The sequence below is a fragment of the Rhodanobacter sp. UC4451_H18 genome (assembly GCF_052978225.1).
The window spans coordinates 3,660,524-3,682,184 of the sequence record NZ_CM129663.1 but is presented as its reverse complement, the minus strand read 5'-3'; the positions used below and the strand labels follow the sequence as shown (position 1 = coordinate 3,682,184).

The window sequence follows — 21,661 nt, the reverse complement described above, 5'->3', positions numbered from 1 at the left end:
GCCCGTCGCGACGGAGGAATCCATGACCACGCGCCGACTGGTGCTGTTGTTCGACGGCACCTGGAACAAGCCGGAATCGAATACCAACGTGGAGCGCCTGCGTCGGCTGATCGCGCCGCGCGACGCACTGGGCAACGTGCAACAGGTCAACTACATCCCCGGCGTGGGGGTGAAGCGCGGGATCACCCACCTGCTCGGCGGCGCGTTCGGCTATGGCCTCTCGGGCAACGTGCTGGATGGCTACCGCTGGCTGTGCGACACGTGGCAGGCGGGCGACGAGATCTACCTGTTCGGTTTCAGCCGCGGCGCCTATACCGCGCGCAGCCTGGGCGGCCTGATCCGAAAATGCGGCCTGCTCAAGCGCGACGGCCGCGGCAAGCTGTCCCGCGCCGACGCAAGTCACGCCTACGATTTCTACCGCGACGTGGAGACCAGGCCCGACGACCCGGCCGCGCGGGCATTTCGCCAGCAGCACTCGATCGAGGTGGACATCCATTTCATCGGCGTGTGGGACACGGTCGGTTCGCTCGGCATCCCCGACACCGCCTCGTGGTTTCCGTTTGCGCGCTCGCGCTACCGCTTCCACGACACCGAGCTGAGCAAGATCGTCAAGCACGCCTACCAGGCGCTGGCGCTGGACGAACATCGCGGCGATTTCCAGCCCGCGGTGTGGACGCGCAATCCGTACACCGTCAAGCCCGGCGAATCGCTGACCTCGAAGAAGCGCGAACAGATCGACGTCGAGCAACGCTGGTTCATCGGCTCGCACTCCGACGTGGGCGGCGGCAATCGCCGCGACGGCGCCGGCCGCAAGCCCGACCCGCTGCCCGACCTGGCCCTGGCCTGGCTGCAGACCCGCGCGATCAAGGCCGGCCTCACCTGCAGCGAACTGCTGGTGCCGCCGCGTGATGCATGCACGGGCGTGCCGCGCGACTCCTACAAGGAGTTCATGGACGGCCTCTACAAGGAGTTCAAGCCGCCGTTCGACCGCACCGTGGGCAGCGGCGTCAACGAGAAGGTGGACGAATCGGTGTGGCGTCGCTGGCTGGCCGACCCGGGCTACCGTTCGCCCAGCCTGGTTCGCGCCCTGGCCACCGCGACCGTGTTGATGTCGGTGGAAAGCGTGACCGACCCGGTCGCGCCGGTCGGCAGGCGCGGCGGTTGATCCACGCTTGACGGGCGGCCGGCGGTTTCCACTACGATGGCCCGATGGGAGATGGCATGCCTCCCGTTGCGGGCGCGCGACGCGTCCGCAACCAACCACCCCGGGTGCTTCCGCCACGAGGTTGATGATGCCTGCAACGCCGGTTCCCGGCGGCGCAGGCCTGCCTGTCGCTGCGGTCGCCGGAACCTTTCCTGCAACGGAGTAGCGCACGTGGGTCTGACTGGATTTGTCGCGATCGGGCTGGGCGGTGCCCTCGGTTGCTGGTGCCGCTGGGGCCTGGGCCTGCTGTTCAACCCGCTGTTCCCCACCCTGCCGCTGGGCACCCTGGCCGCCAACCTCACCGGCGGCCTGCTGATGGGCGTGGCAATCGGCCTGTTCCGCCATTTCCAGGCCGCGTCGCCGGAGCTGCAATTGTTCGTGATGACCGGCTTCCTCGGCGGCCTGACCACGTTCTCCACCTTCTCCGGCGAAGCGGTCACCCTGCTGCTGCGCCAGCAGTACCTGTGGTTCGGCGGCCACGTGCTCAGCCACCTGGCCGGCTCGCTCGGCATGACCGTGCTCGGCCTCGCCCTGACCCGCAACCTGCTGCGCCACTGAACGGGAGACCCCATGAATCACGAAGCCCTGCAACACGGCGCGCACCTCACCTTCTATTGCCATGCGCGCGCACGCCACGAAGGCATCCTGCTTTCCGAGTGGCTGCTGGCGCAGGCCAAGGCGCTGCATATCGGCGGCGGCTCGGTGTTCCGCGCGATCGCCGGCTACGGCCGCCACGGCGTGCTGCACGAGGAGCAGTTCTTCGAACTGGCCGACGACCTGCCGGTCAAGATCGAGTTCGTGCTGCTCGACGAGCAGGCCGAGGCGCTGCTGCAACGGCTGCGTGAGGCCCGCGTCGACGCCACGTATGCACGCTGGCCGGCAAGCTTCGCGGTATTCGGCGATTCGCCGCAGCCGCATGGGCATCATCAAGGCACGAGGTAGCGCATGAGCCAGGACGACCTCAAGAACCGCGCCGGGGAACTGCTGGCGCAAGCCGGCATCCACATCAACGGCCACGACGCGACCGACCTGCAGGTACACGACGAACGCCTCTACGCCCGCGTGTTTGCCCACGGTTCGCTGGGCCTGGGCGAGGCCTACATGGACGGCTGGTGGGACGCCGCCGACCTGCCCGGCCTGTGCACCCGCCTGCTCAGTGCGGGCATCGACCAGGGCCTGAAGACCCTCGACACCGTGCTCGCCCACCTCAAGGCGCGCTTCATCAACCTGCAGCGCGGCGAGCGCGCGTTCGAGATCGGCAAGGCCCACTACGACCTCGGCAACGACCTGTTCCAGGCCATGCTTGGCAAGCGCCTGGTTTACTCGTGCGGCTACTGGGCCAAGGCCGACAACCTCGACGACGCGCAGGAGGCCAAGCTCGACCTGGTCTGCCGCAAGCTGCAGTTGAAGACCGGCCAGCGCGTACTCGACATCGGCTGCGGCTGGGGCGAGGCGCTGAAGTATGCCGCCGAGCACTACGGCGTCGAAGGCGTCGGCATCACCGTCTCGCAACAGCAGGCCGACTACGCGCGCGAACTCTGCGCCGGCCTGCCGATCGAGATCCGCCTGCAGGATTACCGCGAGGTCGACGAGCCGTTCGACGCGGTGTATTCGATCGGCATGTTCGAGCACGTCGGCGGCAAGAACTACCGCAGCTATTTCGAAACCGTGCGCCGCTGCCTGAAGGAGGGTGGCCTGTCGCTGCTCCACTGCATCGGCAGCAACGGCGCGCCGGCGCAGACCGATCCGTGGATCGAGAAATACATCTTCCCCAACTCGATGATCCCCGCCGCCAGCCAGGTCGCGGCCGCGCTGGAAGACCTGTTCGTGGTCGAGGACTGGCACAACTTCGGCGCCGACTACGACCGCACCCTCACCGCCTGGCGCGCCAACGTCGAATCCGCCTGGTCCACCCTGCCGGAAACCTACGATGAACGCTTCCGGCGCATGTGGCGCTACTACCTCGCCGTCTCCGCCGCGGTCTTCCGCAGCCGCCGCGACCAGCTGTGGCAGATCACCCTGAGCCCGCACGGCGTGCCCGGCGGCTACCGCGTTCCGCGCTGACCAGCGAAACCCCGACGTAGCCGGCGCCTCCCATCCATGCCACCCACTCCACGCAAATCGCAGGCGGCACCATGACCACCTCAGCTCTGGTACTCACGCTGTTCCTCGCCTGGACGCTGCTCCTGCTGGTCGTGATGGAGGTGCTGCGCAGCTACCTCGTCCTCACGGGTCGCGTGCGCTCGAATGAGTTCAAGCCCGACAACTCGAATATCTCGCCATTCATGCAGCGGCTCGCACGTGCTCATGCGAACTGCACCGAGAGCCTGCCCGTCTTCGGCGGTCTGCTACTTGTAGCGCTGGTGACGAACCGGACCGAAGTCACGGATGCGCTGGCCCCGTGGCTGCTGGGCGCGCGGGTCATCCAGTCCGGCATCCACCTGGCTTCGACCAGCGTCATCGCCGTCAATGCCCGCTTCACCGCCTTTGCCGTGCAAATGGGCATTGGTGTTTACTGGACGTGGGGGCTGCTCGGCCTGTAGGTCAAACGAGGTCGGCTTCATTCAAATTCAAACGCCACAAACTCTCCCCGGGAGCCGAAAATGGATAGCCGGAACAAGTATTGGTTTCCCGCCAAACGGTACGGCTGGGGTTGGGGCCTGCCGGCTCGGTGGCAGGGCTGGGTTTGCCTCGCCGTCTATGCGGGCTGTGTTGCGCTCGTCTTTCGTTTGCTGCCGCCAGCGGCCGATCCGGTCATGTTCGCGCTCAGCCTGGTATTGCTTACCCTCGGCCTGATCGCCGTGTGCTGGCTGAAGGGCGAGCCGCCGCGCTGGCGTTCGGGCGACTGATCGGCATGGACGATCGCAGACAATCCGGGGTACCGGATTGAACCGCCACGCGCTTGCCGCAACACTCGCAGGCATGAAACACCTGCTCGCCCGCATCTCCCTCTGCCTGCTCCTGCTGCTGCCCGCGGCAGTCATCGCCCACCCCGCTCTGTGGGTAGTGAAGGACGCCGACACCACGATCTACCTGTTCGGCACGGTGCACCTGATGCCGAGCGACACCAGCTGGCATTCCCCCGAGCTGGACCGGGCGATGGCGGACAGCCGGACGTTGTACGTCGAGATCACCGACGACGACCCGGCGAACATGGCGGCGCTGGTGCTGCGCCACGGCATGGATGCGGCGCACCCGTTGTCCAGCCAGCTCAGCGAGTCGGAGGCGCATCGGCTGGACCTGCTGGCGAACAAGCTCGGCGTGCCCGGCGGCATGCAGACGCTGAACGTGATGCGCCCGTGGCTGGCCGCGCTGACGCTGGCGGTGACGCCGCTGCTGAAGGCCGGACTCGACCCGGAGCATGGCGTGGACAAGCAGCTGAAGGCGCAGATGAGCGCCGCCGGCAAGCCGGTGCTGGGGCTGGAAACCGCCGAACAGCAGATCCGCTTTCTCGCCGACATGCCGCGCGCGATCGAGCTGGCCCTGCTGCGCTCGACCATGCGCGACGCGGACAAGGGCACGTTCCGGCTCACCGAACTGATCGACGCCTGGAAGGCCGGCGACGTGGACGCCATCGCGCGCATCGGCAACGACGACATGCGCCGGCACGAGCCGAAGCTCTACCAACTGCTGCTGGTGCAGCGCAACCAGGTCTGGGCGACGAAGATCGCCGCGATGCTGCAGCAGCCCGGCACGGTCTTCATCGCCGTCGGCGCCGCGCACCTGGCCGGGCCGGACAGCGTGCAGGTGCAGTTGCGAAAGCTCGGCATCTCCGCTCAACGAAATTGAGGCCATCGCCGTGATGAAGTCCGCATGGATCGTTGCATTCGCACTGGTGTGTCCGCTTGCCTTGTGGGCACAAACGCCGGTGCAGCCATCGCACGGCCGAAATTTCAGCCACCTGCAGGTCATCGACATCGCCAACGGGCCCAACGCGATCGACATCGATGGCGATGGCCGGAAAGATCTGGTCTTCAATGCCCACCGAAGCAACTTCAACGCACATGATTTCGAGCACATCACGTTCTACATGCTGGGTCATGTTGAGGCCGGTGAAACGGATGGGACGGTGCAGGAGAAGCCGATGTGGAATGTCGTGCCGTTCTTCAACGAGAAGATTCCCGAATACGTGGCCTTCGACACCATCGAGGGGGCGGATTGCTGGCTGCGCGACATGGTCTTGCTACGCAACCCGGAGGGTTCCGTCACCGTTATCACGGCTGATCGCACCCTGGGGACGTCCTATGCCGACAAAGCGCGCATGACATTCTCGATCTATCGTGTTGCGCACAATGCGGATGGTGCACCAGGATCACCGCCTGTTTATTTCCAACGTATCGACCAGTTCCAAAGCAGGAACCTCTATTGCGATGCGAATTACGCCATCGCCGCAGAGCTCGGCGTGAAGTTCAGGCACCCGCTCGAAGACAACGGCATCGATCACTGAAAGGTACCCGCAGGCACCGGCTTTCTGGCACCATCGTCCGGCTATCCGCGCAGCCTGCGCGCTACCTGATTGATCCAACTCCATGAACCTGCAAGCCAATTACGAACAGATCCCGCTGAAGGAATACGCCGAGCGGGCCTATCTCGACTACTCGATGTACGTGGTGCTGGACCGCGCCCTGCCGTTCGTCGGCGACGGCCTGAAGCCGGTGCAGCGGCGCATCATCTACGCGATGAGCGAGCTTGGCCTGGCCGCCACCGCCAAGCCGAAGAAGTCCGCGCGCACCATCGGCGACGTGATCGGCAAGTTCCATCCGCACGGCGATTCGTCGTGCTACGAGGCGATGGTGCTGATGGCGCAGCCGTTCTCGTACCGCTATCCGCTGGTCGATGGCCAGGGCAACTTCGGTTCGCCGGATGACCCGAAAAGTTTTGCCGCGATGCGCTACACCGAATCCAAGCTCAGCCCGATCGCCGAGGCATTGCTCGGCGAGCTGGCCCAGGGCACGGTGGACTGGGTGCCGAATTTCGACGGCACCATGGACGAGCCGAGCTGGCTGCCGGCGCGCGTGCCGCACGTGCTGCTCAACGGCTCGATGGGCATCGCGGTCGGCATGGCCACCGACATCCCGCCGCACAACCTGCGCGAGCTGGCCACCGCGTGCATCCGCCTGCTGGACGATCCGGACGCCAGCGTCGCCGACCTGTGCGAGCACGTGCGCGGGCCGGACTACCCGACCGAGGCGGAGATCATCACCCCGCGCGCCGACCTGCTGGCGATGTACCAGACCGGCGGCGGTTCGGTGCGCGCCCGCGCGGTGTACCAGCGCGAGGAAGGCAACATCGTGATCACCGCGCTGCCGCACCAGGTAAGCCCGTCGAAGATCCTCGAACAGATCGCCGCGCAGATGCGCGCGAAGAAGCTGCCGATGATCGAGGACCTGCGCGACGAGTCCGACCACGAGAATCCGATCCGGCTGGTGATCGTGCCGCGCTCGAACCGCGTCGACGCGGACGAGACCATGCAGCACCTGTTCGCCACGACGGACATGGAGAAGAGCTTCCGCGTCAACCTCAACATGATCGGCCTGGACGGCCGGCCGCAAGTGAAGGACCTCAAGCGCATCCTCACCGAGTGGCTGAGCTTCCGCACCAGCACCGTCACCCGGCGCCTGGAACATCGCCTGGCCAAGGTCGACCGTCGCCTGCACCTGCTCGAAGGCCTGCACACCGCCTACCTCAACCTCGACGAAGTCATCCGCATCGTGCGCAGCGAGGACGAGCCCAGGCCGGTGCTGATGGCACGCTTCCGGCTCAGCGAGGAGCAGACCGACTACATCCTCGAAACCCGCCTGCGCCAGCTGGCACGGCTGGAGGAGATGAAGATCAACACCGAGCGCGACCAGCTCGAGGAGGAGCGCGCGCGCATCAACGTGCTGCTGAAATCGCCGGCCAAGCTGAAGGGACTGATCAAGGACGAACTGCGCGCCGATGCCGAGAAGTTCGGCGACGCACGCCGCTCGCCGCTGGTCGAGCGCGAGGTGGCGCATGCGCTGGACGAGAGCGCGCTGGTAGCCAGCGAACCGGTCACCGTGGTGCTCTCGCAGAAGGGCTGGACGCGCGCCGCGAAGGGCCACGACATCGACGCCGAGGCACTGAACTACCGCGAGGGCGACGGCCTGCTCGCCGCGGTGAAGGCGCGCACCACGCAGCAGGTCGCATTCATCGACTCCACCGGCCGCGCCTACTCCACGCCCGCGCACACCCTGCCCTCGGCGCGCGGCAATGGCGAGCCGCTGACCGGCCGCTTCAGCCCGGCCGCGGGCGCCAGCTTCGACGCGGTGATCGCCGGCGACAACGACACGCGGCTGATCCTCGCCACCGACTTCGGCTACGGCTTCGTCAACCGTTTTGAATCGCTCACCGGCCGCAACAAGGCCGGCAAGCAGATCATCTCGCTCAGCGACGGCGCGAAAGTGCTGGCGCCGCAGGTCAGCGCCGATCCGGCCCGCGACCGCATCGTGGTGGTCACCAGCGAAGGGCATCTCTTGATGTTCTCGGTGGCCGAACTGCCGGAACTGGACAAGGGCAAGGGCAACAAGCTGATCGAGATTCCCAAGAAGCAGCTGGCCGAGGGCGAGCGCGTGGCCGGCGTGGCGGTCGTCGCCGAAGGCAAGGGCGAGGTCACCCTGTACGCCGGCGCGCGCAAGCTCACCCTGAAGTGGGCCGACCTGGTCGAGTACGGCGGCAACCGCGCCACCCGCGGCAACCTGCTCCCCCGCGGCCTGCGTCGCGTCGAACGCATCGAAACCACCGGCTGAACCGAACACCCGTAGGAGCCCGCTCGCGGGCGATGCTCTTGGGCGACTTCGTCAGAAGCATCGCGCGCAAGCGGGCTCCTACGACAGACAGGTCGTGACGCCTCCCGGAACTTGTCGGCGCGCCGCCTTTCCAACAGGGATGTACACGCCGACGCGGCCTCGCGCGTTGGATACGTGATCACCTCGGAGTCCGCATGAACGTCCCCCGCCTTCTCCCCGCCCTGCTGGCCACCTTGCTGGCCGCGCCGGCATGGGCGCAGACCACGACCCAGCCGCTGAACCTGAAACTGCCCCCGGGCGAACTGCCGGCCGCCAGCAGCACCGCAACCGCAGCCGCGAACGACGCCACGACACCCGCTCCCGCCACCACGCCCCGCACGCGCACCGCAGACAGCGTCGCCGCCACGCCACCGCGCGACCCGCCAGGCGTCTACTACGGCGACACCAGCGGACGCCTGGGCAACACCGAAGTCGCCCGCGACGCGCGGGCGGACTGCGACGACTCCACCTACAACCAGCCACAAGTCCACGGCAGCGTCGGCATGGGCGTGGCCGGCGGCAGCCGCTTCAGCGGCAACTACCAGACCGGCACGGTCAACGTCACCAAGGCCTTCGGCAGCTGCGACGAGCCGAGCGGCGGCATCAGCATCTCCGTCGGCGCCGGCACCAGCCACTTCCACGGTCGCGGTCATTGATGCGGCAGGGGTACTCGCGCCCAAAGGGGTCAGGTTCATTTCCTACGCCAGATTGAGCCGTATGGAAGTGCGCCACGCGCGCGCTCCCGGCAGCACTCGTTTCAACAGCCATGCAACCTGATCCGCTCCAACGCAGGAAGCACGGCATGGCGCGCTAGCCCCGTATCGATCTTCCCGGCATCCCGCAACACGTGGTTCAACGAGGCAATGACCGCCAAGCCTGCTTCGCGGGAGAAGCCGGCTACTTGCGCTATCTGCAGGAGTTGCGTGGAGCATCATCCAGACACGACTGTGCAATCCACGCCTACGTGTTGATGACAAACCACGTCCACCTGCTGGTGACACCGGCCACCACCGGAGCCATCTCCCGCATGATGCAAGCGGTAGGCCGCCGCTACGTCGGCAGTTTCAATGCACGCTACCGGCGCACGGCACCTTGTGGGAAAGACGCTTCAAGGCAGCACTGGTCGATACCGACCGGTACCTGCTCACCTGCTATCGCTACATCGAGCTCAATCCCGTCAGGGCCCACATGACCGACGATCCCGCGGACTACCCTTCGAGCTACCACCACAACGCGATGGGACAACCAGCGCCGCTCATCACGCCGCACCAACAATACATGCTGCTGGCCACCACACCTGCCACACGACAAGCCGCCTACCGCGCGCTGGTCGATGAACTCGTGGAAGAAAAGCATCTCGACGACCTTCGCCAACACACTCAGCAGCAGCGCGCCTGGGGCAGCGAACGCTCTCGACAGCAAATCGAAGCACTGACCCAACGCTCAGTCAGCGTCAGGCCTCGCGGCAAACCCCCCAAGCCGCGAAAAATCGGGACTAAATGAACCTGCCCCCTTTTTTCGACCCCTTTTTTCGGGGACTGGGCACCGCGGCCTGCCGGGCGCGCGAACGGGCGAAACGGCCAGCCCTTGCCTCGACCCATGCGCGGAATCGATCCACGCCCGGTATCTTCTGTTGCTGCGGGTAGTCGCGGATATCCGATGCCAATTCAATGGACAGCGCATCCTCGAACAGGGCCCGTTACGTCACGGCGCGAGCGAAGGGCAGGGACCGCCCCAGCCCTCGTCCAACCCCCCGCGCGCTGCCAAGTGGGGTCTGCCGAACGGGCCAACTCAACCTCACTCCGTTCTTGCCACCGTTTTTGCCCCCACTTTTTCGCTTCCGCTACCATTCGCTGCGAACGTAGAGTTCCCTTTCACAGGAGTGAGCACTTATGGCGTTCGATGAGGGGAAAAGCCGCTCGGGTGAACCCGATCTCGACTTGCTCGGCTTGCGGCTGGGAGCAAATCGGATCGCCCAAGGAACGGTGGCCTACGAGGTTGGCAACGAACTCGTCGTCAGAAAGAAGAAGCGAGAAACCCTTTACAGGAATGGCTTCACATTGCCGGTGACGGCAGAACGACTGATGGCCGAGGCCGAGCGAACAACACGGCACTCGACGAAACTGACGCGCAACATGAAGGCCGCGGGTCAGATTCGGCCGGTCGATGCCGCACCCAGAACGGTGTCCGCGCACCACGTGGTTGCGGCCAAGGATCTACGCGCTGACGAAGCGAGAAAGATGCTGTTCCGATGGTGCATAGGCATCAACGACGTCGACAACGGCGTGTATCTGCCGGCCCACAAGAAGTCCACGGTGGCCAGCATTCCGGGCGCATCGAAGCATGCGGTGATACATACCGACCTTTACCATTTGAATGTCCTGGCGCGGCTCATGCCGGTACCAGCCAACAACCCTCAGAACGGGAGACTGGCGCTTCGTCAGATCAAGCAAGAGCTGGTCGACGGCGTCTTCCCCTACTAACCGGGCCATGCGATGACAATCTGGGAAATTGCGAACGACTCGATCGACAAGGCATCCATGCTCGTGGCGACCGAAAGCGATCGAGCCAACCTGCACTTCTGGGACCAGTTCGGCGGCGACGGATCGCCGATCCACTGGTCGAAGCCACCCAAGCTGCAACCGTTCACCGACAAGAAGCGATCGAAGCCAAAACCACGCGTGGACATAAGCCCGTTCCGGCCCGGCAGCCTTGCGCTCAACGCCAGGGCGCGCGACGCGCTGGGCGAATTCCTCGGCCAGTTCGGCCAACTGCTCGAAATCGACGTGCTTGGCGAGGTCGAGTACTATTACAACATCACCAACGCCATCGACTGCATCGACCACGACAGGTCGAACGTGCTGCCGGGCGGGTTCATCAAAAAACCGGTGTTCAAGGACTCTGCGGTCCCGACCCAGGCGACGATATTCAAGGATGCTACCCACCGCTCGAGCATCTACGTCAACGACGCCGCGAAATCGGAACTTGAAAAGCGCATCGCCGAGTCCGGCATCACGGGCATGAGCTTCAGGAAAGCGTGAACGCAACGGGGTGCCTGGCAAAAAGGGGACGTGGCCAATCAAGCCACCACCCTCAAAGCTTGTACTTGTACTTCCCCTTCACCCCCAACCCCTCCCTCTCCGGCCACACCGGACACAACGCCTCCACCACCTCCATCAACTCCACCCAGTCGGAAAGACCCCCCTTCCCCGGCAGCGAGGCCGACACAACGCAGCCACCGGCCAGCGGCTCGGCCACCCGGTCAGGATGCTTCGTCGGCAGCTTGGGCGAGGAGTTCATCGAGCCATTCCGTGCGGTCGAACAGGGCGAAATATTCGCATACCTCGGTCATTTGAGCTTTCGGCCACGGTCGCGCTGCCCGAGCAGTACCGCTGGTCAAGCGTGGACGCAAACCTGGACTTGTCAGAGGACCGGTTGGTGAACCCTCACCCGGTCTTCCTGGCGCAGGATCGTGATCCTCAGATGCGCGCGGCGTGCTACCGGGCCTGGTTGCGTGAGGGTGTCGGCGAAGACGAACTGGCGAGCATCAGCGCGCACCTCGAACAAGACCGTGCGCTGCGCGACGCGAAGTTCCAGGCGATGATCGAAAAGGCCCTGGGCCGCCCGGCCCACGTACGGCACCGCGGTCGGCCGCGACGCGCAAACCGCCCGCCGGACGAGGCTTAATTCCCTCCGTCCCCTTTTTGTGAGGGGCAAGCCTGCCGGCAGCAGGCATGCTGACCCAACCTCAGGCACAGGCGCTTCAGTGCGTTGTGGCAAGGACGCTTCAAGTCCTGTCTGCTGCAAAGTGAACGCTACCTGCTGACCGTCATGCGCTACATCGAGCTCAACCCGGTACGCGCCGCCATGGTCGAGGCGCCGCAAGACTGCGTCCCCTTTAATTCGTTTTTTGCGGCGTCGTACCCGCCGCGATTGGCGCCGGAGCGGCCACCACCCGGTTTCCGCCCTGCTCCTTGGCGCGGTAGAGCGCCTGGTCCGCACGTTGCAGCACGGTTTCCTGGTTGTCCCAGCTCTGGAGCAACGTGGCCCCAAGCGATGCGGTTACCTGCCCGACTGGCGCGACGGACAAGTCGGCGATCGCCAACCGCAGGCGTTCGGCCACCCGCTGCAGGCCGGGCGCATCGACGTTCGGCACGATCACCAGGAATTCTTCGCCACCCCAGCGCGAGATGGTTTTGCCCGCGCGCAGCAGCCCCTGGCAAGCATCGGCCACCGCCTGCAGCACCTTGTCGCCCATCGGATGGCCGTGCGTGTCGTTGATCGCCTTGAACTTGTCCAAGTCCAGCATGATCACGCCGGCAGGGATCCGTTCGCTCAGCGCCTGACGCAACATCTGCTCGCCGAGCAGGCGGCTCTGCACGCCCGTCAGCGGATCCCGGCGAAGCATGACCTCCATCCGGTCCCGTTCCCGGGCCAGTCGCCTGATCTTGCCGACCAGCGCCCGCTGCACCGGCAGCAGGACGACGACCATGATGCTCGCCGGGCCATACGCCATCAGCAGATCCCGGCCCCGCGGCGACCACATTTCCTGCCCATGCAACAGCAGGTAGACCAGCACCGGCAGCGCGATCAGCACCCAGCTCAGGGCGGCCATGAGAAAAGCCAGCCGGCCGGGGAGGAAGATCATCAGCATGATCAGGAACACCACGAACAACGAAGACACGGGCGGCAGGATGTCGATCAACTGCACGCCGGGCGTCAGGGTCGCCTGCAGAGTGTAGAGCCACGCCGGCGCAGCGAGCGCGACGCCCGCGGCCAGCAGATCGATTCGCACGATGCCGAGCACCCAATCCGGACGCCGCACCAGGGCCGTGATCAGACCGACACTGAGCACGCAGAACGCGGGAGGAACGACCAGATCCATCATGCGATGGATGGGCGCGAGCCAATGGATCAGGGTGGCGCAGGCGCTGGCGAACAACGTCAACGCCAGCATGATCATGACCGCGATGCGGACGTAGCGTTCGTCGGGGTCTTGCGCTTGCGTCATGGGGCTTCGGAAACCACTGGCATGCTCAACGGAAACCGCCTCCCGGACAGAACTCCCGCTGGCGCGCGGGCATGCCTGCATTATCGGCCGGAAAACCGGCCACTTGAATCCCGCCGCCTAAGGGACGGACGGAATCAAGAGACGCGCCCCCAGGACGCTAAAACGGGACGGAGGAAGTTAAGGGGCGCGGGACCTAAGGGCGCTAAAACGGGACGGCGAGAAACCCGACATGCACCTACCTGCGCCGTCTCGCGTGGCCGATGCTGCCCGTTGCCGTGTGGCGGGACACTGGGATGCTCCGGCTATCGACTCTGCTCATGCCACGCCAAGCTCGCCTGCAAATTCCGGGTGTACCGCTCCACATCACCCAGCGCGGGGTCAATCGATGCGCCATCTTTCTGGATGACGACGACCGCCGCCACTATCTGTGTTTGCTGGGCGAAAGCGCCGCGAAACATGGGCTGGAAATCCACGCCTATGTCCTGATGGGCAACCACGTGCACTTGCTCGTCAGCTCCGGGGAATCCGGCCAGGTGTCGTTGGCCATGCGCCAACTTGGACAGGCCTATGTCACCGCATTCAACCGCCGCCATCGACGCACCGGAACCCTGTGGGAAGGACGCTTCAAATCCTGCCTGGTCGACTCGGATCGCTACCTGCTGACCGCATACAGGTATATCGAACTCAACCCGGTGCGCGCCGCGATGGTCGATAAGCCCGAACATCACCACTGGTCCAGCGTCCACGCCAACCTGGCGCGTTGCGAAGATTCACTGGTCACACCCCACCCCTGCTTCGTTGCGATGGGAAGTACGCCGCTGGAACGCGCCGATGCCTACGGAGCGTGGCTCAAACAAGGCATCAGCGACGACGAACTGATCGCCATCCGCCAGCATCTGCAGCAGGAACGCGCCTTTGGGAGCAAACGTTTCCAGGCCATGGCGGAAAAGACGCTGGGCCGCTCGGTGAGCTTGCGCCGTCCAGGACGGCCGAGACGTCCAGACGTTGGGCTAGAGGGCATTTAACTTCCTCCGTCCCGGTTTCGACCAATCATTTCGTTGGTATCGATATCCACCATTTGAGCTGAATACTCATGGAGATCGTCGAAAATTGCCGTGGCGACTTGAGCGCTTCGAGAAGACCCCTTCCTGATGATGTAGATGTCCACATCGTGCCCGCTGGCACGTGTTCGCTGCCCGGATCACGGCGTGGTGCAGGTCGCGGTGCCTTGGGCCGAGCCACGCTCTCGCTTCACGTTGCTGATGGAGCGCTGGATCATCGACGTGCTGCAGCAGTGCGCCACGGTCAGTGGCGCCTGCCGGCTGCTGCATCTGTCCTGGGACGAGGTGTTCGGCGTCATGGAGCGAGCGGTGCGCCGTGGTCAGTCGCGCAAGGGGCCGCTGTCGCTGCGTCGGATCGGCGTGGATGAAAAGGCGTTCCGCAAAGGCCATTCGTACACGACCATTGTCAGTGACGTGGATCGTTCCACCAGGACATGTTTCAAGATCGGCTGGTGTCATTTGTGTGGTCTAACGAGGTGGTAGAGAAAGCTACGCCGAGCTTGCTTCAATAGCCTCAAGCGAACAAGAGGCAGCGGCCGTCCCACGACGATTCAAACGACTGTAAGTGAACCCCTTTTTGAACCACCTTCTTCCCCCGCACCAACCTCCCCTCATCCTGCAGCCGTCGATACAACGATCCCGCACTGAAATCCAACCCGTTCGGCCAAGCCAGTGCACCAAGCTCGATGAAGTGGCGTGCAAAGAACGCCGGCTCACGCAGCGGCGCCGTCATCTCAGTGTCCGCCTCAACGAACCTGGAAAAGTCAAACACGCCCGAGGCACCGTCGGAGAAACGCAGCAACAGCTGATACCGCTCTTTTGGTTCGACTGCGATCAGCTTGATCATCGTCGGCTCCCGGAATCCGACTGGGGAAGCAAAGGGTCGGGCCTGGCATCATTGCATTCGGACATCTAGACGGCCCCGCGGATGATGCGACCGACCGTGGTGAAATGCACGTTGAAATAGGCGGCAATCTGCGTGTAGCTGTATTCACCGGTGGCCCACGCCGCCCGCATGGCGGCATCACGATCCAGGTGGGCTTTCGCAATCGCCTTTAGCGGCGGTGCCGGTGGCCGACGCTGAGCACGCGGAATGTTGATGTCGTCCGGCCGCTGCCCGGCTCGTTGGTGTGAAGCAGCGACAAAAGTATCGTCACCGAGGAATACTTGGCGGTTCAGATGTTTCCAGATCGACTCGCCTTCCATCCCCTCGTGCACGAACTTCTCGTACGCTGCCACGGCCCGGGCACGGCGTGTTCCAAACTGCGCAAGAAGCCCATCAGTCTCCAGCCAAGCTGGCGCGCCCACCTCCCCCGTAATGGCTTGATAGCTGCTCCACGGCCACTTTGCGGGCGAGTCCACCATGTGTGCACGCACCGGATTCAACACCACGTAACGGGTCAACTCCAGTAGATAGCTGTCGGCATCGACCAGGATCGCCTTGTAGCGCCCTTGGAACAGGTGGCCCGTGCGGTGGTGACGGCGATTGCTCCATTGCGTGAACACGCCATTGAGTTGGCGCATCCCTTTTGACAAATTGCCATCCGGCGTCGCGATCACCAGATGGTAGTGATTGCTCATCAGGCAGTACGCATGGCAACACCAGTTGAACTGGCCGACCACCTGACCGAGCACCCCAAGAAACTGCGCACGATCCACGTCATCCTCATAGATCGCCTCCCGGCGATCACCACGTGCCGTCACGTGATAGAGCGCACCACCAAATTCAAGGCGAACGGGTCGAGCCATGCCGCGGAGCCTACTCCAGCGAATGCTACGATGCTAGACCTGACCCCATGCTTTCTAGACCTGACCCCATGCTTTCTTTTCGCCCCCTTTTTGTCGTCCGCGGTCAGATCTTTGCCGTCGCCGCAAGCAACGCGGCTCTAAAAGCATCTAGGCTCGGCATCCCGACTCGTTCGAACTCGACACGTCCATCTTCAATCATCCCCACCAAATCCGCGCTTGTAGGTGAATATCCCAATGCTAAATCGAGCTGACGCTTTAATGACGCTGGGCTGGAATCGTTGCCTGATTCATCCTCCAGTGCTGCACAATCTATATATGGGGCTTCCTTAAGCGCACATAGAAACCAAGCCTCCTGCTTCGGCTTCGGTACCATCGGCACCCCTCTTTCATAGCCGCAATCCCGAAATCCTAATGCTATAGCATTCACAATATGATTCCACCTTGCTGCAACATCAGAATTCGTGCCGTCGCTATCATGAAATAATACGGCAACAGTTGTATCGTTTAGATCCATCTCTATTTGCGACGCATAACGACCCAAGGCTTGCGCGAGTCTATACTGCGCCAGCATTTCTTTTCCACGTCTAGCACTCGGCAAACCGACTGACGGGGACCATCTTCCTAGCTTTGCTTTTGCAGCCAAAGCGGCTCGACTTATCCAATGAATGCATGAGCAAGCAATTGGCGAAAAGTCCATCAGCCGATGTATTTCCCTATCTATTAGTAAAGCCATAGGACCAGCATTAAACCGGTCACCATCACAGGAGGCAGAACCGTTATTGCTTCCTCCAATATCGCTTCCGCCCTCCCCGGACATTACGAGAAGCATCTCACTCATCCTTAAGTTTTGCGGCATCCTCAGAAGCCAAATCAGAACTTAAAAGTTCTAAACCCGTGTCCGCAAACGCTTCACCAGGACCCATGATCTCCAATTTTTCCTTCATTCTTTCTACAGAAAAGAGACGGCGACAGCGAACGGCGCCACTCTTGTTTCGAAACAAGAAAAAAACCGAATCAACCGCTACTGTGTCTGGGAGATAATTCAGAAGCATAGGACTATGCGTGGTAAGAATGACCTGTTGCCTGACAGTCAATAGATAATTGACCAACTTATCCATAAGCTCCGGATTTATACCATTTTCAATTTCATCTAATAGAATTAAGTCGTAAAATTTATGCGCCAAGCTACCAAGGTCCTTTCTCTCAGCATCGCTGAGGGCCTTGGAACGTATTTGCTTAGCCACACCAGGCTCCGCAATAGTTTGCGCCAATATCGAAAGGAGCCTCAATAGACCGTCATTAACATGACGCGCTTCCGTCTCCATGCCATCACCATAGTCTTCTGTGACATAGAGTCGGCGCCATCCATATTTTGTTGATTTTGACGTTACTTTTGAAATTTTTGGATAGAATATCTTGAGTTTTTCTGTTAGTTGTTTTTTGCTATCAAACGACAAACCGTCTATGAATGCGGCCAAATGCTCTCCGCCCACCCCAATGTCGACTGCATCACGAGAAGGCTTTCTCATCAAATTGGGCGATAGCAGTTCGAGAGACTTTATTCCCTCAAGACTAATATCCAAGATTATTTTTGCTAACGACGCATTACCAGATACGTTGTCGGCCTGGAACTGAGAGAAAACCGATCCTTCGTATTTAAATGTTACCGGAAATTTCCGATCATTCGAAGAAATTGAAATCTCTCCGGATTCTAATTTAATGATTTCAGACTTGACGAAACTATCAAATTCTTCGTTTGCCTTTATTTGTAAACTTTCCGAAGTACACCGTAGCAGCTGAGTGTTGAAGGATCCACCCCAAGTCAACTCCCCAAAGGCGGTCTCCATTTCTATTTGAAAAGTAATTAGGTTTCGGCGCCTTCCTTTGCTGCTCAAGTCTGCCTTCGACCAATCTCGCGCTTTCAGCCATTCACTCATACCACCCACGGTCAGCTGCCTAAGGAAGTCTAGCGCTTGAAGGATGGTGCTTTTTCCAGATCCATTTAAACCGACGATGCAGACCAGCTTGCCAAGGACATCTTCATCCTTGGGCGGAAATTGAAAGTCTATTAACGATTTAAAATTATCAATCGTTATTCGTTTTAGCACGACCCACTCCTTAATTTGCGATCTACATTCTCAAACGCGCTGTTGATTCGTGAGCCATTACATATTCCGCCGATACTCCCCCCCCACCTCATACAACGCATGGCTGATCTGCCCCAGCGAGTTGTACTTCACCGCCTCGATCAGCTGCTCGAACACATTGCGCCGATCCCGCGCCGTCGTTTGTAGCACCTTCAAGCTGTCGGCAGCCAGCGCGTTGCGCGCCTCCCCATACCGCTTCACGTTGGCGATCTGCTGCCCCTTCTCCTCCTCGGTCGAGCGGATCAACTCGATCTCGGTAGCGATCTCGCCGCCCTTGTCCTTCGGCAGGAAGGTATTGACGCCGATCAACGGCAACGACCCATCATGCTTCTTGTGCTCGTAATACATCGACTCTTCCTGGATCTTGCCGCGCTGGTACATGGTGTCCATCGCCCCAAGCACGCCGCCGCGCTCGCTGATCGCCTCGAACTCCTTGTACACCGCCTCCTCGACCAGGTCGGTCAGCGTGTCGACGACGTAGCTGCCCTGCCAAGGATTCTCGTTGAAGTTCAGCCCCAGCTCCTTGTTGATGATCATCTGGATCGCCACGGCGCGCCGCACGCTTTCCTCGGTGGGCGTGGTGATCGCCTCGTCGTAGGCGTTGGTGTGCAGCGAGTTGCAGTTGTCGAACAGCGCGTACATCGCCTGCAAGGTGGTGCGTATGTCGTTGAACTGGATCTCCTGCGCGTGCAGCGAGCGGCCTGAAGTCTGGATGTGGTACTTCATCATCTGGCTGCGCGGGCTGGCGCCGTAGCGCTCGCGCATGGCGCGGGCCCAGATGCGGCGGGCGACGCGGCCGATGACGGTGTATTCCGGGTCCATGCCGTTGGAGAAGAAGAAGCTCAGGTTGGGCGCGAAGTCGTCCACCTTCATGCCACGGGCAAGGTAGTACTCGACGATGGTGAAGCCGTTGCTGAGGGTGAAGGCGAGCTGGCTGATCGGGTTGGCGCCGGCTTCGGCGATGTGGTAACCGCTGATGCTGACCGAGTAGAAGTTGCGCACCTTGTGGTCGACGAAGTACTGCTGGATGTCGCCCATCATGCGCAGCGCGAATTCGGTGGAGAAGATGCAGGTGTTCTGCGCCTGGTCTTCCTTCAGGATGTCGGCTTGCACGGTGCCGCGCACCTTGGTGAGCGTGTCGGCCTTGATGCGGGTGTAGGTTTCCGCGTCGACCAGCTCGTCGCCGCAGACGCCGAGCAGGCCTAGCCCTAAGCCGTCGTTACCCTTGGGTAGATCGCCGTGGTACTGCGGGCGCGAGGTGTTGGCGTAGAGCTTGTCGATGGTTTGCTGCGCGGTGGCCCAGCGCTGCTCGTCTTCCTTCAGGTACTTCTCGACGTTCTGGTCGATGGCGGTGTTCATGAACATCGCCAGGATCATCGGCGCGGGGCCGTTGATGGTCATCGACACCGAGGTGCTGGGCGCGCTGAGGTCGAAGCCGGAGTACAGCTTCTTCATGTCGTCGAGCGTGGCGATGTTGACGCCGGAGTTGCCGATCTTGCCGTAGATGTCCGGGCGCGGCGCCGGGTCCTCGCCGTACAGGGTGACCGAGTCGAACGCGGTGGACAGGCGCGTGGCGGCGCCGCCCTGGCTCAGGTAATGGAACCTTCGGTTTGTCCGCTCGGGCGTGCCTTCGCCGGCGAACATGCGGGTGGGGTCTTCGCCGCTGCGGCGGTACGGGTAGACGCCGCCGGTGTACGGGTAGTGGCCGGGCAGGTTTTCCTTGCCGAGGAAGGTGAGCAGTTCGCCCCAGTCCTTCGACTTCGGCGGGGAGACTTTCGGGATCTTCTGGTGGCTCAGCGATTCGCGGTAGTTGTCGACGCGGATGACCTTGTCGCGCACCTTGTATTCGTTGACGTCGGCGGTGACCGAGGCGTACAGCGCGGGCCATTCGCGGAGCTGGTGGATCGCCTCGTGGCTGAGTTCCTTCAGCGCGGCGTTGTAGCGCTGGCGCAGGGTGAGCAGCGAGCGGTCGGCCTCGGCCTGCAAATCGGCGTTGCGATACAACTCGAGCGGGCGCGGCAGCTTGTCGTCGCCCAGTTCCTTCAACGCCTCGTAGTAGTGCTGCGCCTTGCTGGCGTACTCGGCCTGGGTCTCGATGCTCTTGTTGATGGCGCGGCCCTGCTCGGCGATTTCGGCGAGGTAGCGCACGCGGGGGCCGGGGATCAGCACGGTGGCGCGGGGTTCTTTCAGGGTGGTGTCGAGGTTGGGGGTCCACTTGTCGGCGGGCAGCGACAGCTTTTCGCGCATGAGCCGGCACAGGTTGGCGAACATCCAGGTGATGCCGGGGTCGTTGAACTGGCTGGCGATGGTGGGGTACGCCGGCACGTCCTCGTCTTTCACGGTGAACGCGGTGCGGTTGCGCTTCCACTGCTTGCGCACGTCGCGCAGCGCGTCCTCGGCGCCGCGCTTGTCGAACTTGTTGAGCACGATGAGCTCGGCGAAGTCGATCATGTCGATCTTCTCCAGCTGGCTGGCGGCGCCGTAGTCGCTGGTCATCACGTAGGTGGGGAAATCGACCAGGTCGACGATCTCCGAATCGCTCTGGCCGATGCCGGCGGTCTCGACGATGACCAGGTCGTAGGGCTGGCTCTTGAGGAAGTCGATGCAGTCGTGCAGCACGGTGTTGGTGGCCGCGTGCTGGCGGCGGGTGGCCATCGAGCGCATGTAGACGCGATGGCTGCGCAGCGAGTTCATGCGGATGCGGTCGCCCAGCAGCGCACCGCCGGAGCGGCGACGCGTGGGATCGACGGCGAGCACGGCGATGCGCATGTCGGGAAAGGCGTGCAGGAAGCGCAGCAGCAGTTCGTCGACCACGCTGGATTTGCCGGCGCCGCCGGTGCCGGTGAGACCGAGGACGGGCGTGTGCTTGCCGGCCAGCTTCCACTGCTTGCGCAGGCGGTCGAGTTCGGCGTCGGTGTAGCTGCCGCCTTCGAGGCTGGTCAGCACGTGGCCGATGCTGATCTCGTCGTCGACGTCGGGCGTGGCGTGGCTGGCCGCCTCGCGCTGGGTGAGGCGCGACTCGCGGCCCTGCTGCGCGCGGCGGATCACGTCCTCGATCATCTCCACCAGGCCCAGCTTCATGCCGTCGTTGGGGTGGTAGATGCGCTCGACGCCGTAGGCTTCCAGCTCCCTGATCTCTTCCGGGGTGATGGTGCCGCCGCCACCGCCGAACACGCGGATATGGCTGGCGCCCTTCTCCTTGAGCATGTCGACCATGTACTTGAAGTACTCGACGTGGCCGCCCTGGTAGGACGACATGGCGATCGCGTCGGCATCCTCCTGCAATGCCGCGCGCACCACGTCCTCGACCGAGCGGTTGTGGCCGAGGTGGATCACCTCCGCGCCCTGGGCCTGGATGATCCGCCGCATGATGTTGATCGCCGCATCGTGGCCATCGAACAGGCTGGCCGCGGTGACGAAACGCAGTGGGGTGGTTTCCGTCTGCGGGGCGCTGGCGGGGACGTGCTTGGCGGGGGAACTCATGGCAACTCCGGACATCGTGTGCTTGAACCGTTCGATTCTAGTGGGAATCGGCATCAAGGGCTTGGACGGGGTCAGCCTGATGCGAGGCGCGCCGGGGTGTTCCTCCGGCATCCGGCGGCGCCCCACGTGGTGGCTGCCACCACGTTTTGCCGACATACTCGGCTCAGACAGGTGACGCCATCGGCGCGCCGACCAAGGCG

Annotated in this window: 23 protein-coding genes and 1 pseudogene; 17 read left to right on the top strand and 7 right to left on the bottom strand. The window is 62.8% G+C overall.

All coding sequences use genetic code 11. From position 1 onward, the window contains the following. Nucleotides 1-22: 22 nt before the first annotated feature. The 13 genes from ACVCMG_RS16470 to ACVCMG_RS16410 all read left to right on the top strand — a co-directional run bounded on the left by ACVCMG_RS16470 (nucleotide 23) and on the right by ACVCMG_RS16410 (nucleotide 11,051). Complete coding sequence (locus ACVCMG_RS16470; protein ID WP_395119483.1) at nucleotides 23-1,165, top strand: DUF2235 domain-containing protein; 1,143 nt, start codon at nucleotides 23-25, stop codon at nucleotides 1,163-1,165. 210 nt (nucleotides 1,166-1,375) lie between these two features. Then, on the top strand, nucleotides 1,376-1,762 hold the full coding sequence (gene crcB, locus ACVCMG_RS16465; protein WP_395119485.1) for a fluoride efflux transporter CrcB: 387 nt from the start codon (nucleotides 1,376-1,378) through the stop codon (nucleotides 1,760-1,762). A 12-nt stretch (nucleotides 1,763-1,774) separates the two neighbouring features. Then, nucleotides 1,775-2,146 (top strand): DUF190 domain-containing protein, encoded by a 372-nt coding sequence (locus ACVCMG_RS16460; RefSeq protein WP_447114574.1) that lies wholly within the window; start codon nucleotides 1,775-1,777, stop codon nucleotides 2,144-2,146. A 3-nt stretch (nucleotides 2,147-2,149) separates the two neighbouring features. Further along, a complete protein-coding gene (gene cfa, locus ACVCMG_RS16455; RefSeq protein WP_447114573.1) occupies nucleotides 2,150-3,268 on the top strand; it encodes a cyclopropane fatty acyl phospholipid synthase in 1,119 nt (372 codons plus the stop codon). A 71-nt stretch (nucleotides 3,269-3,339) separates the two neighbouring features. Next, complete coding sequence (locus ACVCMG_RS16450) at nucleotides 3,340-3,747, top strand: MAPEG family protein (RefSeq protein WP_395119491.1); 408 nt, start codon at nucleotides 3,340-3,342, stop codon at nucleotides 3,745-3,747. A gap of 379 nt (nucleotides 3,748-4,126) precedes the next feature. Beyond that, a complete protein-coding gene (locus ACVCMG_RS16445; protein ID WP_447114572.1) occupies nucleotides 4,127-4,993 on the top strand; it encodes a TraB/GumN family protein in 867 nt (288 codons plus the stop codon). Between the two features lie 13 nt (nucleotides 4,994-5,006). Beyond that, complete coding sequence (locus ACVCMG_RS16440) at nucleotides 5,007-5,651, top strand: carbapenem self-resistance protein CarG family protein (protein WP_447114571.1); 645 nt, start codon at nucleotides 5,007-5,009, stop codon at nucleotides 5,649-5,651. Between the two features lie 82 nt (nucleotides 5,652-5,733). Continuing rightward, complete coding sequence (gene parC, locus ACVCMG_RS16435) at nucleotides 5,734-7,971, top strand: DNA topoisomerase IV subunit A (RefSeq protein ID WP_447114570.1); 2,238 nt, start codon at nucleotides 5,734-5,736, stop codon at nucleotides 7,969-7,971. 194 nt (nucleotides 7,972-8,165) lie between these two features. After that, nucleotides 8,166-8,666 (top strand): hypothetical protein, encoded by a 501-nt coding sequence (locus ACVCMG_RS16430; protein ID WP_447114569.1) that lies wholly within the window; start codon nucleotides 8,166-8,168, stop codon nucleotides 8,664-8,666. Nucleotides 8,667-8,857: 191 nt separating this feature from the next. Continuing rightward, nucleotides 8,858-9,202, top strand: a complete 345-nt coding sequence (locus ACVCMG_RS16425) for a transposase (RefSeq protein ID WP_447114568.1) — start codon at nucleotides 8,858-8,860, stop codon at nucleotides 9,200-9,202. Continuing rightward, the gene (locus tag ACVCMG_RS16420; RefSeq protein WP_447115430.1) at nucleotides 9,103-9,513 is read left to right on the top strand and encodes a transposase; all 411 of its coding nucleotides are present in this window, start codon (nucleotides 9,103-9,105) and stop codon (nucleotides 9,511-9,513) included. The genes ACVCMG_RS16425 and ACVCMG_RS16420 overlap by 100 nt, the downstream gene beginning before the upstream one ends. 389 nt (nucleotides 9,514-9,902) lie before the next feature. Next, nucleotides 9,903-10,493, top strand: a complete 591-nt coding sequence (locus ACVCMG_RS16415) for an AHH domain-containing protein (RefSeq protein ID WP_447106407.1) — start codon at nucleotides 9,903-9,905, stop codon at nucleotides 10,491-10,493. 12 nt (nucleotides 10,494-10,505) lie between these two features. Then, entirely contained in the window at nucleotides 10,506-11,051 is a 546-nt protein-coding gene (locus tag ACVCMG_RS16410; protein ID WP_447106408.1) for a hypothetical protein, read from the top strand. 52 nt (nucleotides 11,052-11,103) lie between these two features. Here ACVCMG_RS16410 and ACVCMG_RS16405 read toward each other — a convergent pair whose 3' ends face one another. Then, the gene (locus tag ACVCMG_RS16405) at nucleotides 11,104-11,310 is read right to left on the bottom strand and encodes a hypothetical protein (protein WP_447106409.1); all 207 of its coding nucleotides are present in this window, start codon (nucleotides 11,308-11,310) and stop codon (nucleotides 11,104-11,106) included. 138 nt (nucleotides 11,311-11,448) lie between these two features. Here ACVCMG_RS16405 and ACVCMG_RS16400 point away from each other — a divergent pair, with 138 nt between their 5' ends. Together ACVCMG_RS16400 and ACVCMG_RS16395 are read left to right on the top strand one after the other, a co-directional pair. Further along, nucleotides 11,449-11,697 carry a hypothetical protein gene (locus ACVCMG_RS16400; protein WP_447114567.1) on the top strand — a complete coding sequence of 83 codons (249 nt, stop codon included), beginning with the start codon at nucleotides 11,449-11,451 and terminating at the stop codon, nucleotides 11,695-11,697. Between the two features lie 57 nt (nucleotides 11,698-11,754). Beyond that, a pseudogene (locus tag ACVCMG_RS16395) lies at nucleotides 11,755-11,898 on the top strand (transposase); the annotation flags it as partial. Between the two features lie 10 nt (nucleotides 11,899-11,908). Here the strand turns inward: ACVCMG_RS16395 and ACVCMG_RS16390 are convergent. Beyond that, on the bottom strand, nucleotides 11,909-13,021 hold the full coding sequence (locus ACVCMG_RS16390; RefSeq protein WP_447114566.1) for a GGDEF domain-containing protein: 1,113 nt from the start codon (nucleotides 13,019-13,021) through the stop codon (nucleotides 11,909-11,911). Between the two features lie 317 nt (nucleotides 13,022-13,338). Here ACVCMG_RS16390 and ACVCMG_RS16385 point away from each other — a divergent pair, with 317 nt between their 5' ends. Further along, nucleotides 13,339-14,046 (top strand): transposase, encoded by a 708-nt coding sequence (locus tag ACVCMG_RS16385; RefSeq protein ID WP_447114565.1) that lies wholly within the window; start codon nucleotides 13,339-13,341, stop codon nucleotides 14,044-14,046. A gap of 183 nt (nucleotides 14,047-14,229) precedes the next feature. Continuing rightward, the gene (locus ACVCMG_RS16380; protein WP_447114564.1) at nucleotides 14,230-14,565 is read left to right on the top strand and encodes a helix-turn-helix domain-containing protein; all 336 of its coding nucleotides are present in this window, start codon (nucleotides 14,230-14,232) and stop codon (nucleotides 14,563-14,565) included. Nucleotides 14,566-14,596: 31 nt separating this feature from the next. On the opposite strand, the gene ACVCMG_RS16375 is transcribed toward ACVCMG_RS16380, so the two are convergent. The 5 genes from ACVCMG_RS16375 to ACVCMG_RS16355 all read right to left on the bottom strand — a co-directional run bounded on the left by ACVCMG_RS16375 (nucleotide 14,597) and on the right by ACVCMG_RS16355 (nucleotide 21,461). Then, the gene (locus ACVCMG_RS16375) at nucleotides 14,597-14,929 is read right to left on the bottom strand and encodes a DUF2442 domain-containing protein (RefSeq protein WP_447114563.1); all 333 of its coding nucleotides are present in this window, start codon (nucleotides 14,927-14,929) and stop codon (nucleotides 14,597-14,599) included. Nucleotides 14,930-14,994: 65 nt separating this feature from the next. Then, nucleotides 14,995-15,831, bottom strand: a complete 837-nt coding sequence (locus ACVCMG_RS16370) for a transposase (protein ID WP_447114562.1) — start codon at nucleotides 15,829-15,831, stop codon at nucleotides 14,995-14,997. 103 nt (nucleotides 15,832-15,934) lie between these two features. Next, nucleotides 15,935-16,402, bottom strand: a complete 468-nt coding sequence (locus tag ACVCMG_RS16365; protein ID WP_447114561.1) for a hypothetical protein — start codon at nucleotides 16,400-16,402, stop codon at nucleotides 15,935-15,937. A gap of 259 nt (nucleotides 16,403-16,661) precedes the next feature. Next, nucleotides 16,662-17,939: an AAA family ATPase gene (locus ACVCMG_RS16360; RefSeq protein WP_447114560.1), complete on the bottom strand. Its 1,278-nt coding sequence runs from the start codon at nucleotides 17,937-17,939 to the stop codon at nucleotides 16,662-16,664. Between the two features lie 57 nt (nucleotides 17,940-17,996). Further along, nucleotides 17,997-21,461, bottom strand: a complete 3,465-nt coding sequence (locus ACVCMG_RS16355) for a methylmalonyl-CoA mutase family protein (protein ID WP_447114559.1) — start codon at nucleotides 21,459-21,461, stop codon at nucleotides 17,997-17,999. Nucleotides 21,462-21,661 lie beyond the last annotated feature (200 nt).